This is a genomic window from Vibrio sp. 10N.247.311.14, assembly GCF_041467715.1.
GTDB lineage: Bacteria > Pseudomonadota > Gammaproteobacteria > Enterobacterales > Vibrionaceae > Vibrio > Vibrio crassostreae_C.
In genome coordinates, this window is record NZ_JBFSVE010000037.1 from 39,232 (window position 1) to 53,997 (window position 14,766).

A 14,766-nucleotide genomic window follows, 5' to 3' on the forward strand; every position below is an offset into this window, starting at 1 on the left:
TAAGGATATATGAAATTTTACCCCGCGGAACAATACCAAGCGGCTTGCAACGAGCTGTTTGTCCGATACGAACGTGACATCAAAACGCTAATCCCTAACGCGAGAGTTGAGCACGTAGGCGCATCTTCGATTCCATCTGCAGTATCTAAAGGCGACTTGGATATATTCGTTGGAGTTGAGCTTGGCGAACTTGAGGATGTTATAGGGAGGCTCACAACACTAGGCTTTACAGAGAAACTCGATACCTTAAGAACACCGGAACTGTGTATGTTGGAATCTACATCCGCTCATGACGTGGCCTTGCAAGTGGTCGCCAATAGTTCTGAGTTCGAATGTTTTCTGGCATTTCGTGACAAGCTGCGAGTGACCCCAGCTTTAGTGGAGCAATACAACACCCTCAAAATGTCTTGTGAAGGTTGGTCTCAAGAAAAGTACCGTGCAAAGAAGTCGGCTTTTATCGATCATGTGTTGGCTTTGAAATAACGACAAGTTTCAATTGGATGCTATTTATCCAAACTCTAACTTTTAGTGCTGTTTTTACTTTCCCCTTACACTCATTTCAAATATCGAATTTAGTATCAAATTTCTCTTTGTTATACAGGCAAGTCTCTCATTATGAAGAACTTCTTTGATAGCGAACTCATGCTCTCTAGCTCTTTGAATTTCGTTTTGCTATCGCTTGGGCTAACGCTCCTTTTTCATCTTCCGATTTGGTGTGGGTTCAACTTGAGCCGACGCAAATGGAAGCTTATGGATTATCTATGGCCGTTCTTGGCGGGTATCGGGATGCTGGGTGCAGTGTCTGAGATTCGTGCGAAAGTAGCGGGTGATTGGGTTGAAACCGAACAAACCAGAGCGGTTGCGATTTTAGAATCGGTTCAGCAGTTTTCTTTGGATAAATTAAGAAGTGATACCTGCACCGGTCAGCCATCTTTAGATAATCACGCTCAGCACCACGAAGCGTGTTTGTGGTATTTGAATACGGCAATCACGTTCAAAGATGTCGATTTCACCTTGTTACCGAACGCATCGGATTTTACGGTTCCTGCGCCGAGCGTGTCGCTGGTTGAAAGCGATGCAGTGTGGGTGGATGGTATGCTGAGTCAGTATGAGAAGCAGAAAAACCAATACATAAAAACCAGAGAAGCACAGGTGAAGCAGCCACTAGAAAGCCTCTTCTGGTATGTGAGTCCTTACTTAGTCTGTTTTGCTATAGCTCTGCGCCTTACTAAAGTGACGGCAGAGCTTAAACTGGATAAGTGCGTAAACAATTAACTCGACATAGACAGAGCGAACGATAGCAAGATAGGCAAAGTCACCACACTTAGGAAGTTGCCGAACAACACCATAGACGCGACCTTGGGAGGCTCGACATTGAACCTTTCTGCGAACAGGTAGTTCATCACGGCGGGTGGCAGCATGGTGAACAGCACCATCATCTGTAGGTGCAACGTAGGCAGCGGAATAAAGAAGTAGATGATGGCAAAGGCGATGGCACCAGTAAACAGCGATTGAGCCGTACACAGCAAGCCAACTTTGAGTCCGCTTAGCTTCAAGTTCACCATTTGCGAACCTAGCGATAACAGCATGATAGGTACGGCTGCTTGGCCGAGTAGCGATGTGGCTTCGTAGATTGGATTCCACACTGCAATGCCAGATAGGTTGAGCGTCATTGCTAATGCAGCGGCCAAAAATATCGGCATCTTGAGGATCTGTTTGATCGGGTTACCTTCGCTTAGGAGCGCCAAACCAACACTGATATGGACACACGCCGATACCACAAACAGCAGTACTGCAGGGGCTAATGCACTCTCACCAAAGGTATACGTGAATAGGGGAATCGCGAGGTTGCCACTGTTGCGGAACATGTGTGGCGGAGCCCAAGCTTTGAAGTTGAGTTTAAAGATCTTACAGATTGGAATCATCAATAAAGCTGGCACTAACACCGCGACCAAAGAGGCGGTGATGAGTGGCAGTTGTTCGGTGTCGAGGGGCATGGTGGTCAGCGATGCAAAAACCAAAGCAGGAATACAAACATCCATGTTGATGCGATTGATCGGTTTGAAATCGGGCTTGAGCCAACGACCGACCGCAAAGCCAGCACTGGCTAAAGCAAAAACGGGAAACAGAATGCTGACGACCTGTTCGAACATAGAATTCCTTTCTAGATTGAGTGCTTCCATTTAGCTGAGAAACGAATGTTTTAGAGAGACGCTAAAGTGAAGTATGAAGTCGATATGTATAAACATTAACCTATCAATATAATGACTTGGCGTCACCGAAGATCGTTGTTTGTGAACGGTTAATTTATATTTCTTTGAATGAAGCACAAAAAAGACCAGTGGCATCAGCAACTGGTCTTTCAAGGCTAGATAAATCTGGACGGATTTTTAATTAACGACGGCTGTCGCTGTCTAGCGATTGTTACTCGGTTTTCAGTCTAGCTAACGAGCTTTTGATAATCTTTGAAATTCACATCGTAGGCTTTCTCGCCGTAGATGTAAGTCTCGCTGACGGTTCTGTCGTCACCCAGGCTCATCAATACAAATAGCTTCTCTTCAAGCTTGGTCGCTTGTTCCATTCTAAAGCGCATCAATTGTGTGGCGTGTAAGTCCAACACCACGAAATCGGCTTCTTTTCCTACTTCCAAGTTGCCAATCTTGTCTTCTAAATGCAGTGAACGTGCACCACCTAATGTGGCTAAGAATAGCGACTTAGCTGGGTGCAATTTCTTATGTTGAAGCTGCATGATCTTATAGGCTTCACTCATGGTTTGTAGGATTGAGAAGCTAGTGCCTGCGCCGACATCAGTCCCCATACCAACACGAATGCCGTGCTCTTCCATTTCTGGTAATCGGAATAAACCTGAGCCTAAGAACAGGTTAGAGGTCGGGCAGAAAGCAATGGCAGATTCCGTGTCGGCTAGGCGCTTACATTCGCAATCAGACAAGTGAATGCCATGGGCGAAAACCGAACGTTTGTGCAGTAGGCCATAGTGGTCATACACATCCAAATAGCTGTCGCGCTCTGGGAACAGTTCTTTTACCCATTCAATCTCTTTCTCGTTTTCAGAAAGGTGCGTGTGCATATACACATCTGGGTACTCTTCTAGCAATTTACCAACGGTAGCCAATTGTTCTGGTGTACTGGTTGGCGCGAAACGAGGTGTCACGGCATAAAGCAAACGGCTGCGGTTGTGCCATTTCTCAATCAGTTCTTTGGAGTCGGCGTAGCCAGATTCTGGCGTGTCGGTGAGGTAATCAGGCGCATTGCGATCCATCAAAACCTTACCCGCAATCATACGTAGGTTGCGCTTCTCAGCTTCTTCAAAGAACACGTTCACCGACTCTTTGTGTACCGTGCCAAATACCAGTGCCGTGGTGGTGCCGTTGCTTGCCAATTCGTCTAGGAATAGCTTCGCGACTTTGTGTGCATAAACTGGGTTTTTGAAGCGTTTTTCTTCTGGGAAGGTGTAGTTCTCTAACCAATCAAGTAGCTGCTCACCGTAAGACGCGATCATCCCTGTTTGAGGGTAGTGGATGTGCGTATCAATAAAGCCAGAGGTAATCAGCTTGTCTTTGTATTCTTTTACTTCGAGTGTTTTAGGTTGGCGAGCCAATACCTCATCGGCATGGCCTAAGTCGACGACATGGCCGTTCTCAACCACTAAAACACCGTCTTCAAAATAGTCGTAAGACTCATCGATACCGACATCTTTTGGGTCGGCGACGCTGTGTAAAATGCTGGCGCGATAAGCTTTGCGTTGCGTTGTCATGTTTACTTCCTTTTAATGACTTCAGCGACGTTATGGCCACTGAAGCTTTGCGACTTGTGTTAGGCGATCTTCTCTTCCAATGGTGGTTCGCCTACGTCGCTTGGTTGACTGTGTTGATCGGTCAAATCCTGATTTCGATATTGTTTGGTTGGGCGCTTTTGTTCAAGTGCTTGGCCTTGATAGTGTGCGATCAGTTCACCGGCAACCGATACTGCGATTTCCGCAGGATGTTTGCCATTCACCGCACTAATACCAATCGGGCAAAGCATGGTTTCAATTTGTTCTTGGCTATAGCCGCGTTGCTCTAAGCGGAAATCGAACTTCTTGCGCTTAGTGAGTGATCCAATCATTCCGAAGTAACGGCTGTCTTCACGGTCGATAATCGCTTTGGTTAAATCGAAATCAAGCTGGTGGTTGTGGGTCATCACAAGGTAATAGCTGTTCGGTGGCATGTGTTTTACTTCACCGACTGGATCGTCTGAGACAAGCTTTTTCACACCGTGTGGCAGCGTTTCAGGGAATACTTCTTCACGTTCATCAATCCAGGTCACACGGAAGGGCAGAGTCGCCACAATGTGCAGCAGCGCTTTGGCAACATGGCCTGCGCCGAACAGCACAAGGTGGTTCTGTTGAGTGCCAATCGGCTCAAAGCTTAACGTTGCCATTCCGCCACAACATTGACCTAAACGAGCACCTAGGTTGAAGCGTTCCACTTTGAGCGATTTTTCACTGGCAATCAGCATCTCTCGAGCCATTTTAGTGGCCACATGTTCAAGGTGACCACCACCAATCGTAGCGATGATTCGGTCACGAGTGACAAGCATTTTGGTGCCCGCATCGCGTGGAACGGAACCTCTGTCTTCAAGAACCGTCACCATCACACACGGTTCGTAGTTCTCTTCCAGTTTTGCCAGTTCGTGAATCCAATTATCCTTAAACATACGTCCTCCTAAATCCCTTCTATGCTTCCTAAGCTATTTATAGGTGCTCTAAGCTATTTATTGCGCCCTAAGCGGTCTATATAAACCGAGCCCTAAGCCGTTTCTGATTGAGCATCGACCGAAGTCGGAGCCGTTTCAGTGACTTCCTGAATCGCCATCAGAATACGTTCTGGCGTTGCAGGTGTGTTGAGCTTAGGAATCGCGCCATCGACGGCGACATAGCTGATTGCGTCTTTCAGTGCGCTCCATACCGACATACCCAACATGAAAGGCGGTTCACCCACGGCTTTCGAGTTGAAGACGGTGTCTTCTGGGTTGTTACGGTTTTCTAAAAGGTGCGTTCTGAAATCAATTGGCATATCAGCAATCGCAGGGATCTTGTAACTTGCAGGGCCATTGGTCATCAAGCGGCCTTGCTGGTTCCAAACCAACTCTTCCGTTGTTAACCAACCGACGCCTTGCACAAAGCCACCTTCGACTTGGCCGATATCAATCGCAGGGTTCAGTGAAGCGCCCACGTCATGCAAAATATCGACACGTAGAATCTTGTTTTCACCGGTTAGGGTATCGACGATAACCTCTGAACAAGATGCTCCGTATGCGTAGTAGTAGAACGGGCGACCGCGTGCTTTCTCGTGATCGTAATAGATCTTCGGAGTGCGGTAGAAGCCAGTGCTCGATAGCGAGATTTGGTTAAACCAAGCCAGTTCAACAAATGAGTTGAAGGTCATGATCTCGTCGCGAATCTGCACCATGCCGTTCTTAAATACCACCTCTTCAGGCCACACTTTGAAGTGCGAAGAAGCGAAGTCAATCAGGCGCTGCTTAATGGTCATTGCGGCGTTTTGCGCGGCCTTACCGTTGAGGTCGGTGCCCGATGAGGCTGCGGTTGGTGATGTGTTCGGAACTTTGTCTGTGTTTGTAGCGGTGATCTGGATACGTTCGACATCGACTTGGAACTCCTGTGCAACGATTTGTGCCACTTTGATGTTCAAGCCTTGCCCCATTTCCGTACCACCGTGATTCAAATGAATACTGCCATCGGTGTAGATATGGATGAGCGCACCTGCTTGGTTCAAGAAAGTCGCAGTAAACGAGATGCCGAATTTCACTGGTGTGATCGCAAGGCCTTTCTTTAAGATAGGGCTCTGCTTGTTGAACTCAGCGATGTCTTTACGACGTGCGTGATAGTCACTGCTGCGCTCAAGCTGTTCGGTTATCTCAGGTAAAAAGTTGTCTTCAACGGTTTGGTAGTAATGGGTCACGTTACGGCCTTCTTCGCCGTAGTAGTTCGCCTTACGTACTTCCAAAGGATCTTTTTTCAGGTAACGCGCAATCTCGTCCATAATGTGTTCAATGGTCATCATGCCTTGCGGACCACCAAAGCCACGGTAAGCGGTGTTCGATGCTGTATTGGTTTTGCATCGATGACCGACCACAGTTGCATCACCTAGATAATAGGCGTTGTCTGAGTGGAACATCGCGCGGTCGACAATAGAACTTGATAAGTCTGGCGAGTAGCCACAGTTACCTGCAACGGTAATATCGGCACCTTGAATCACACCATTGTCGTCAAAACCGACCGTATATTGATTGTAGAACGGGTGGCGTTTACCAGTTTGCTGCATGTCTTCATTGCGCAGCAAACGCATTTTTGTAGGTCGACCTGTAAGGTGAGCAATAACCGCAGCCATACATGCTGGAGAGGCCGCTTGGGTCTCTTTACCACCGAAACCACCACCCATACGACGCATATCAATCACGACTTTGTGCATCGGTACGCCAATCACTTCCGCAACCAGTTTTTGAACTTCGGTCGGGTTTTGTGTCGAGGTGTAAACGATCATGCCGCCGTCTTCGGTTGGCATCACGCTACTGATTTGAGTTTCTAGGTAGAAGTGTTCTTGTCCGCCGATCTCTAGGTCGCCAGAGATCACGTGTTTTGCTTTTGCCAGTGCAGCTTTAGAGTCGCCACGTTGTTGAGTGTGGCTTTCTGTTACGAAGTGCTCTTTGTCTAGCGCTTCTTTCACATCAAGAATCGCAGGTAGCTCTTCGTATTCAATAATGGCTGCATGTGCGGCTTTGCGTGCCGTTTCTAAATCGTTGGCTGCCACAGCAATCACGGGTTGGCCGTAGTATTCAACTTTGCCATCGGCAAGCAGTGGGTCACCCGGAAGAATCGCACCGATATCCAGCTCACCCGGTACGTCTTTGGCTTGAATGGCAATTGCCACACCTTCGAATTCGTAACATGGTGACAGGTCTATTTTGGTGATGTTAGCGTGTGCTTGCGTGCTCAGGCGAGCGTAGACATGCAGTTGATTTGGGAACTCTAGGCGGTCATCAATGTATACCGCTTCGCCCGTGACTTGCTTGGCTGCACTGTCGTGTTTAACGCTTTTACCGACGCCAGTTTTAAGGTCTTGTTTTGCAATGGTAACCATCTCTTCGTGGGTCATCGCATTGCTCTTGTGAACAGAGGAATTTGATTTAGACATAAGACGTTACCCTTGTTTCGATTTGGTTGTTTTTGTTCTGTTGTTCAATGAAGTAGCGACGCAGCATGTTGGCCGCCGACACTGAACGGTATTCTTGGCTTGCACGGAAATCAGAGAGCGGCTCAAAGTCGTTATACAGTTCCTGCATCGCTAACTTAATATTAGCGTCTGTCCACGGTTTGCCTAATAACGTATTTTCACAACGCGCCGCGCGCTTAGGTGTTGCAGCCATACCGCCAAAGGCGATACGAGCGTAAGAAACCTTGCCGTCTTCGATTTGAATATCAAACGCACCACACACTGCAGAGATGTCATCATCTAAACGCTTAGACAGCTTGTAAGCTCGGAAGCTGTCGTTAGTTGGCTTAGGAATGATGATCTGCTCAATGAATTCACTCTCTTTTTGCGCCGTCACTTTGTAGCTGATGAAGTAGTCTTCAATCGGCATCGTACGTGACTCGTCGCCGCAACGAAGTTTGATCTTCGCGTTCAGGGCAATCAGCAGAGGAGGGGTATCACCGATAGGTGAGGCATTCGCTACATTACCGCCGATGGTGCCTTGGTTACGCACTTGCAGTGAAGCAAAGCGATGCAGCAGTTCACCAAAATCTGGGTAGTGTTTTTTCAATAGTGAGTAAGAATCACTGATAGGCAGGTTGGCACCAATGATTAGATCGGTGTCGGTCTCTTCACATACCTTCATGTCTTCAACAAGGTTCACGCTGATCAGTGTTTCAATCTCACGATGGAATTGCGTCACTTCCAGCGCTAAATCCGTACCGCCAGCAACCAGCTTAGCGTTCGGGTGGGCTTGAAAAAGCTTGGCCAACTCATCAGTGCTTTTCGGGGAGAAAGCGGTGAGGTGACCAAGGCGTAAGTTGGCCTCAGTGTCTTGAATGCTTTCTAGCTTCTTGATGGTGTTGCGTTCAAGTTCAGCAAATTGGTCGATCAAAGGTTGGTCTGTTGAAAGTGACATCGCAGCATCAACAATTGGTCGGTAGCCTGTACAACGACATAGGTTACCCGCCAGTGATTCCATGACGTCTTCTTTGCTCGCATCGGGTTTGTTTTTGCCTAGCGCAAACATCGACATGATGAAGCCCGGCGTGCAGTAACCACACTGTGAACCGTGAAAATCAACCACCGCTTTTTGTACTGGGTGCAATGAGCGATCTCGATTTTGCAGATCTTCTACTGTGATCAGTTGCTTGCCATGCAGCGCTGAAACGAATGTAAGGCAAGAGTTCACCGAGCGGTATTGTAGCTGTCCATTAACCACTTCACCCAGAACTACCGTACATGCACCACAGTCACCCGACCCACAACCTTCTTTTGTACCCGTTCTATTAACTTTGGTACGAAGGTAGTTGAGCACTGTCATATTTGGCGACAGATTATCTTCACGTCTTATTTCCTGATTGAGCAAAAAAGTAATCAAGAGACCTCCTTGTAAATCGACATATTTCCATGTGTATTCTTTTTGACTTCTAGGTCAATAATTATCCATCCTGACCTAAGGGTCAACTATTTATTTACAAAAACGCAACAATATGGCGCTTTGGTGGATTGTGTACAATTTAGTTTCTATTGTAGTGACTTGTTTTATATGGACTTGACTGGTTATTTGGAAGTTTTTTGGTGAAGGTTGACTTTTGACTATGTATACAAATTAAGAGGAGTTTTTGTGATGTGAAGTATCGTTACTATTCAACTTTTCTGAAGTGTTGAGGTAATAGAGAGCAAAATTTCCGGGCAAAGCTGCGTTGATTTTATAAGGTAAAAAGAGGGATTCAGGTATCAAGAAGAGAAGTGAACACAATTGGTTCACTTCTGTCGATTTATAAAAATTGTTGTTTAAAGGACTATGATTTCTTCTTAAGCAGATCGGAGAATACCACATGTAGATCACTAGAAGCTGTGCTGCTGTCTAGGTTGAGTTTAGAACGAATATGGCTTAGATGTTCTTGCATCAACTCGACGGCTTGTTGTTCGTTGCCTGACTCTATTGCATCCAGTAAGCCGGAGTGTTCGTCTAAAGAACAGTTTGAGTGGTTGCCCGTTTCGTATTGAGCGATCAGCAGTGAGGTTTGCGATACTAAACTGCGTTGGAAAGCCAGCAGTGGAGCGTTTTCGGCCATTTCAGCCAGTTTGATGTGGAACTCTCCAGACAAACGTAAGCCAGAGCCGTAATCACCTTGGTCGAAAGCACTGTTCTCTTTCGCGACCAATTTTCTGCACTCTTCGATTTGAGCTTTGGTCGCGTTTTTAACGGCTAGCTCGGTGATAGCAATTTCCATTACTTCACGTGCTTTAAATATCTGTTTGGCTTCGTCTACTGTTGGAGCCGCAATCACAGCTCCTCGGTTAGGGCGGATCACCACAACTTGCTCCAAAGAGAGTCGTAGTAAGGCACGACGGATAATAGTACGGCTAACGCCAAAGATTTCTGCGAGGGCTTCTTCGCTTAATTTGGTGGCTGGTGGCAGCCTTTGTTCTAGTATCGCGTCGAAGATATGGCAGTAAACAACATCGTCTTGAGTCTGGCCTGATACTTTTGTATTTATACCTTTGGAGACAGAGTTTTTGAGAGCTGTCATAGAGATAAGGGCCCTTGTTTAGTCGAGTAGGGTGGGTTGAGCATGATTCGTGAGTGTTACCTTACATTGTATACACTTATCTATACAATGCCACTGGCTGAAAGTGCGATGTACGCTTATTTGTTAACGACTTATAACATTCAGCTTCGTACAAATCGGTGCAATATTGAACTATGTACTTTTTAAAAAGTGAGTTTTGGTTTGAAGCTTAGTGCTCATCTGGTCGAAGCTAAGTGTGTATGTAATTAAAGCTAAATGCGCGTTCTGTTTAAAGCTATACTCGATTATCGCCGCAACTGTATGCCACGATCTGACTGATTTCGCTCAGGCTACGACCTGACTGTTGCTGCCATTCGTTGAAGGCTTTACTCGCTGCCAGTTGTGCTCGCTTGGTGTTACGACCGCTATCAACCACGTCTGTGCTGCGTAGGTGTGCTTCAACATCTGATGACAAGATGAAGGTATCTTTACCCATTTGGCGCAGAGTGTAGGCTCCAGTATTACCACCTAATCGCTTGCCGTGTTTTTTCAGGTAATCCCACAGCTCGGTGATACGTTCTGATGGCCAGTCGGCAACCATTTGCGAGAAGGAATCCGCTTCACGCTTGGCATTGTGGATCATCATGGCGTTGGCAGGGATGGTCATTACCTTGGTGAGGTGGCGAATAATGCGCGGGTCTTGCGCTTTCTGTTCCCACATCTCATTCGGCAGCATCAGCATCTTTTCAATATCGAACTCAAAGAATACTTCTTCAAATTGTGGCCACTTCTTTCTCACCACATTCCACGAAATACCACACTGGAATACCTTCTCGGTAAAGGCGGCTAGCCAACGGTCGTCGGTAATTTGTGATAACTCGGTTTGTGAAAGAGGTGCACGAACAATCTTCTCGAGCTCTGCTGCGCCGCCTTTACGGTGAGCGGCACGTTGGTAAATGGTGTCGAATTTTTCTTGGGTCATTGGAGGTTCCAAACTAAAGCGATTCTTTATGATATGGGGATTAATTTCTATATGAAAAGGAGCTTAAGCCATTGTCTTCAAATCAAATGAAAGCCAATTAAGAGATCTTTAATTCCATCTGATACAAGGGCCATGTTTTACCATTAAATTCTTTAACGCTTGGCTCTTTGTCGACCACCTCAAAACCCGCTTTGTCGTAGCAGCGTTTTGCGCCGTGGTTTTGCTTGAATACGGCCAAGGTGATGGTGGTGACATTCGGTATTTCTTTCGCCGCCTTTAAGGCCGTTTCAAGCATCGATTGTCCTAACCCTTTGCCTCGTTGGTTTGGGTGAATAGCAACTCGGCAAAAACGAAGTTCACTGTCTGACATACGTTGAAACTCCATAAACCCGATCAGTTCTGAGTTATTGCCGTTCGAACTCAGTTCAGAGAGAGCACTAGGTTCAGAGAAGGTATAGAGATCGACATGAGGCTCTTGAGAGCGTTTGATGATTGAGGCTGCTTCCAACGGCCAACCAAATGTTCGCCCTCCCCATAACACGTAGTCTTCTAGGGATGTAAACCAAGTGACGATCTCGTCGGCGTCGGATGCTTTAAAGTGGTTTATTTCCATATCCTTTTTCTCCTTGTCGTGTGTCTCTTTTTCTAAACCATTAAACTTCCGTACTCAACTGCTCAAGAAAGCCACGCATGTAGTCGGTGCGCTTGTTGGCTTCTAACTTGGCGGACTCTGTATTCATGGTTTCAGCGAGCTTAAACAGCTTCACGTAGAAGTGGTCGACGCTGTAATGCTTGTCATCTAAGTCACGATGTTCCGCGAACGGGTCTTCGTGATTATAGAGTTCAGCGTTAAAGCTCTGACCCACATACAAACAGCGAGCGATACCAATTGCACCGAGAGAATCAAGGCGATCGGCATCTTGGACGATCTGAGCTTCTAAGGTTTCAGGTGTGATGTTGGCGCTGTAGCTGTGCGTGACAATGGCGTGATGGATCTCATCAAGATAGGACGCGGGATAGTCGATAGATTTGAGGAAAGAGATCGCCTTATCTGCTGCCATTGTTGAGCTTTGGGCTCTGTCTGGGTGGTTCTTAGGAAAGGTGAAGCAATCATGAAGATAAGCTGCAGGTAACACGACTTCAAGCTTAGCTTGTTCTTGAGCACACAAAGCTTTGGCGGTTTTGACTACGCGTTTGATGTGGCTGATATCATGCGCCGCATCTTGTGTCATTTCTTGTTGTGCAAACTCAAGCAGTTGGTCTTCAAACTTTTCCTTCACGCGTCTCTGTCTCCATATTTAGACGTTAGCAATCTTGCTGATTACTTAGCATTTATCCCAAATCGACTTTAACAGTTTCAAGCGCGAGTTTTTATCTTTTATAAAAAGTATATCAACAAAAAAAACGACTCTGTGAGTCGGCTTAATAGAGGGGCTTGTCTACGTTGATAAAAGCATTATCAACGGCAGTCAGAGCTTAAGCTGCAGCTTGTTGAAGCTGTGCTAGCACATCATGCAGAGAAGGGCTGATGGTGTGTCCAAGCGCTTTCACTTCGTCACATGGCTCTACTAAATCAGGGATCTGGAAGCTGATCATGTTGGCTGCCATAGAAGCGCGAATTCCGTTGTTCGAATCTTCGAACGCTAGGCAGGTTTCAGGCGCAACACCTAGGCGTTCAGCCGCCAGCAAGTAAATCTCTGGGTGAGGCTTGCCGTGAGTCACTTCGCAGCCTGTGCTTAATGAGGTGAAGTACGAATCTAGGCCAGCCAGCTCAAGCTTCTTCTTTGCGATATCAAGCTGAGTGGAGGTCGCCACCGCGATTGGAATGTCATTCGATTTTAGCCATTCAAGCAGCTCAATCACGCCATCTTTTACTGGGATTGCTTGGTTTTTAACAATTGCACTGTAGCGCGTGCGCCATTCATTATTCAGCGCTGGGTAATCTAACCCTTCACCGTAACCATTTCGAAAAATCTGTTCGATGGTTTTTGCGTTACAACCAATGATGCCTAGGTAGACATCTTGCAAAAACGGAACACCTTGCGCGTGACATGCTTCTTCAAAAACCTGCATACAAAGTCGCTCGGTGTCGAGCAGCAGCCCATCCATATCAAAAATAGCAGCTTGAAAATTCATATCCGTGGTTCTTAATGTGTTGTCATCGTGAGGGCGGGTATTTTGACATAGTGTCTAGTGATAGGCGAGTCAACGTTCAGTAAGAATATATCCAATCGGCTCGGCAATATGCTTCTGCATGACTTTAAATGTGATTGGTTGTGGTTGAAATAATATCGTTCAGTTATGAGCCTGATATTTTATAGGCCATCCAGATCTAACAGAAACAATTATGATTATTCCACATAACAAATCTAGCTTGTGCGTCTGGCTTCTTATTACATTTCATAAACTTACAGGTCTGTTTACGTGACCATAATCTTATAAAAAACAATTACCGGGAGCCTGCAATCATAGTGTGACCAAGCAATAAGTAAATGGCTGAGCTTAGGGAGAAAATAACATTAGTCCACACTTTTAGCAGGGTTGCTTATGTTGTATTTTGAGTTTCTATTTTTATTAGTCGTCCTTTATATCGGATCTCGGTATGGCGGTATTGGCTTAGGTGTTGTTTCTGGTATTGGTTTGGTTATCGAGGTGTTTGTCTTCAAGATGCCACCAACGTCTCCACCTGTCACCGTGATGCTGATCATCCTCGCCGTTGTTACTTGTGCTTCGATTCTCGAAGCGGCAGGTGGTTTGAAATACATGCTGCAAGTGGCGGAAAGGGTGCTTAGAAAGAACCCGAAACGCGTTACCCTGATAGCTCCGTTCGTGACTTACTCGATGACTTTCTTATTGGGTACTGGCCACGCGGTTTACTCCATCATGCCGATCATTGGCGATGTTGCACTGAAGAACGGTATTCGTCCTGAGCGTCCAATGGCGGCAGCGTCAGTTGCGTCTCAACTAGCTATTACCGCATCTCCAATTTCAGCCGCTGTGGTGTACTACCTCGCGCAGCTTTCTGATATTCAACACTCTATTACACTGCTTTCCATTTTGATGGTGACGGTGCCTGCAACGCTGTTTGGTACGTTTTTGCTTTCTTTGTACAGCCTGAAACGCGGCAAAGAACTGAACGACGATCCTGAATACCAAGCTCGTCTAAAAGATCCTGAGTGGAAAAAGCGTATCGAAAGCACTACTGCGACGTCTTTGGATGAAGTGCTGCCAACCTCGGCTCGTAATGCGGTTTTGATTTTCCTATTGTCGATTGTGGTGATTGTTATCGTGGCGATGGTGCCTGAGATCAGAACCATCGTTGACGGCGACAAGCCAATCAAGATGTCGGTGATCATCCAAATGATGATGCTCTGCTTCGGCGGTATCATTTTGCTGGCGACTAAAACTGACCCGCGAGATGTGCCAAACGGTGTGGTATTCAAATCGGGAATGGTGGCGGCGATTGCGATCTTCGGTATCGCTTGGATGTCGGATACCTACTTCCAATACGCAATGCCTCAGTTCAAGTCTGGCATCGTTGAAATGGTGACCAATTACCCATGGACGTTTGCTCTAGCGCTATTCATCGTATCGGTTGTGGTGAACTCTCAAGCGGCGACTGCACGTATGATGCTACCTGTTGGCCTTGGCTTAGGATTAGATCCAGCACTGCTTATCGGTTTGATGCCAGCAGTTTACGGCTACTTCTTTATCCCGAACTACCCATCAGACATCGCAACAGTGAACTTCGATGTCTCTGGCACAACCAAGATTGGTAAGTGGTACTTCAACCACTCATTCATGTCGGTTGGTTTAATTGGTGTGGTCGGCGCATGTTGCTTAGGTTATGCACTGGCTCAGATTTTTATCGCTTAATGTATTAACTCTTTTTTTGAAATAGCCAAGACAACAACGAAAAACAGCGCCTAAATTGGCGCTGTTTTTGTTTGTGCGCCGAGCATGGCGTTGATCTAGGAGGTGAAAGTCCTCTACG

13 protein-coding genes are annotated in these 14,766 nt (G+C 46.5%); 3 read left to right on the plus strand and 10 right to left on the minus strand.

The features are described from left to right. The first annotated feature begins 9 nt into the window (after positions 1–9). Together AB6F11_RS14400 and AB6F11_RS14405 are read left to right on the plus strand one after the other, a co-directional pair. Positions 10–483, plus strand: a complete 474-nt coding sequence (locus tag AB6F11_RS14400; protein WP_102393985.1) for a GrpB family protein — start codon at positions 10–12, stop codon at positions 481–483. 267 nt (positions 484–750) lie between these two features. Then, positions 751–1,275: a hypothetical protein gene (locus AB6F11_RS14405; protein WP_017067015.1), complete on the plus strand. Its 525-nt coding sequence runs from the start codon at positions 751–753 to the stop codon at positions 1,273–1,275. On the opposite strand, the gene AB6F11_RS14410 is transcribed toward AB6F11_RS14405, so the two are convergent. The 10 genes from AB6F11_RS14410 to AB6F11_RS14455 form a co-directional block, all read right to left on the minus strand. Continuing rightward, positions 1,272–2,153: an AEC family transporter gene (locus tag AB6F11_RS14410; RefSeq protein WP_004732869.1), complete on the minus strand. Its 882-nt coding sequence runs from the start codon at positions 2,151–2,153 to the stop codon at positions 1,272–1,274. The two genes, AB6F11_RS14405 and AB6F11_RS14410, sit on opposite strands and share 4 nt — an antisense overlap. Positions 2,154–2,440: 287 nt before the next feature. Further along, entirely contained in the window at positions 2,441–3,775 is a 1,335-nt protein-coding gene (guaD, locus tag AB6F11_RS14415) for a guanine deaminase (protein WP_102320851.1), read from the minus strand. Positions 3,776–3,834: 59 nt separating this feature from the next. Then, a complete protein-coding gene (xdhC, locus tag AB6F11_RS14420) occupies positions 3,835–4,716 on the minus strand; it encodes a xanthine dehydrogenase accessory protein XdhC (RefSeq protein WP_004732871.1) in 882 nt (293 codons plus the stop codon). A gap of 92 nt (positions 4,717–4,808) precedes the next feature. Beyond that, positions 4,809–7,214 (minus strand): xanthine dehydrogenase molybdopterin binding subunit, encoded by a 2,406-nt coding sequence (gene xdhB / locus AB6F11_RS14425; RefSeq protein ID WP_102393984.1) that lies wholly within the window; start codon positions 7,212–7,214, stop codon positions 4,809–4,811. Beyond that, positions 7,207–8,652, minus strand: a complete 1,446-nt coding sequence (xdhA, locus tag AB6F11_RS14430) for a xanthine dehydrogenase small subunit (protein WP_102393983.1) — start codon at positions 8,650–8,652, stop codon at positions 7,207–7,209. The genes xdhB and xdhA overlap by 8 nt, the downstream gene beginning before the upstream one ends. Before the next feature lie 424 nt (positions 8,653–9,076). Next, positions 9,077–9,811, minus strand: coding sequence for a GntR family transcriptional regulator (locus AB6F11_RS14435; RefSeq protein ID WP_065106896.1), 735 nt, complete (start codon positions 9,809–9,811; stop codon positions 9,077–9,079). Positions 9,812–10,085: 274 nt separating this feature from the next. Further along, positions 10,086–10,772 (minus strand): DNA-3-methyladenine glycosylase I, encoded by a 687-nt coding sequence (locus tag AB6F11_RS14440; RefSeq protein WP_102393982.1) that lies wholly within the window; start codon positions 10,770–10,772, stop codon positions 10,086–10,088. 97 nt (positions 10,773–10,869) lie between these two features. Continuing rightward, on the minus strand, positions 10,870–11,385 hold the full coding sequence (locus AB6F11_RS14445; RefSeq protein ID WP_102393981.1) for an N-acetyltransferase: 516 nt from the start codon (positions 11,383–11,385) through the stop codon (positions 10,870–10,872). 40 nt (positions 11,386–11,425) lie between these two features. Next, positions 11,426–12,052 (minus strand): HD domain-containing protein, encoded by a 627-nt coding sequence (locus AB6F11_RS14450; RefSeq protein ID WP_102393980.1) that lies wholly within the window; start codon positions 12,050–12,052, stop codon positions 11,426–11,428. Positions 12,053–12,248: 196 nt separating this feature from the next. Then, complete coding sequence (locus AB6F11_RS14455; protein WP_017069081.1) at positions 12,249–12,908, minus strand: HAD family phosphatase; 660 nt, start codon at positions 12,906–12,908, stop codon at positions 12,249–12,251. Between the two features lie 411 nt (positions 12,909–13,319). Between AB6F11_RS14455 and AB6F11_RS14460 the strand changes: the two genes are divergently transcribed. Further along, entirely contained in the window at positions 13,320–14,648 is a 1,329-nt protein-coding gene (locus AB6F11_RS14460) for an anaerobic C4-dicarboxylate transporter (protein ID WP_010432780.1), read from the plus strand. The last annotated feature ends 118 nt before the right edge of the window (positions 14,649–14,766 follow it).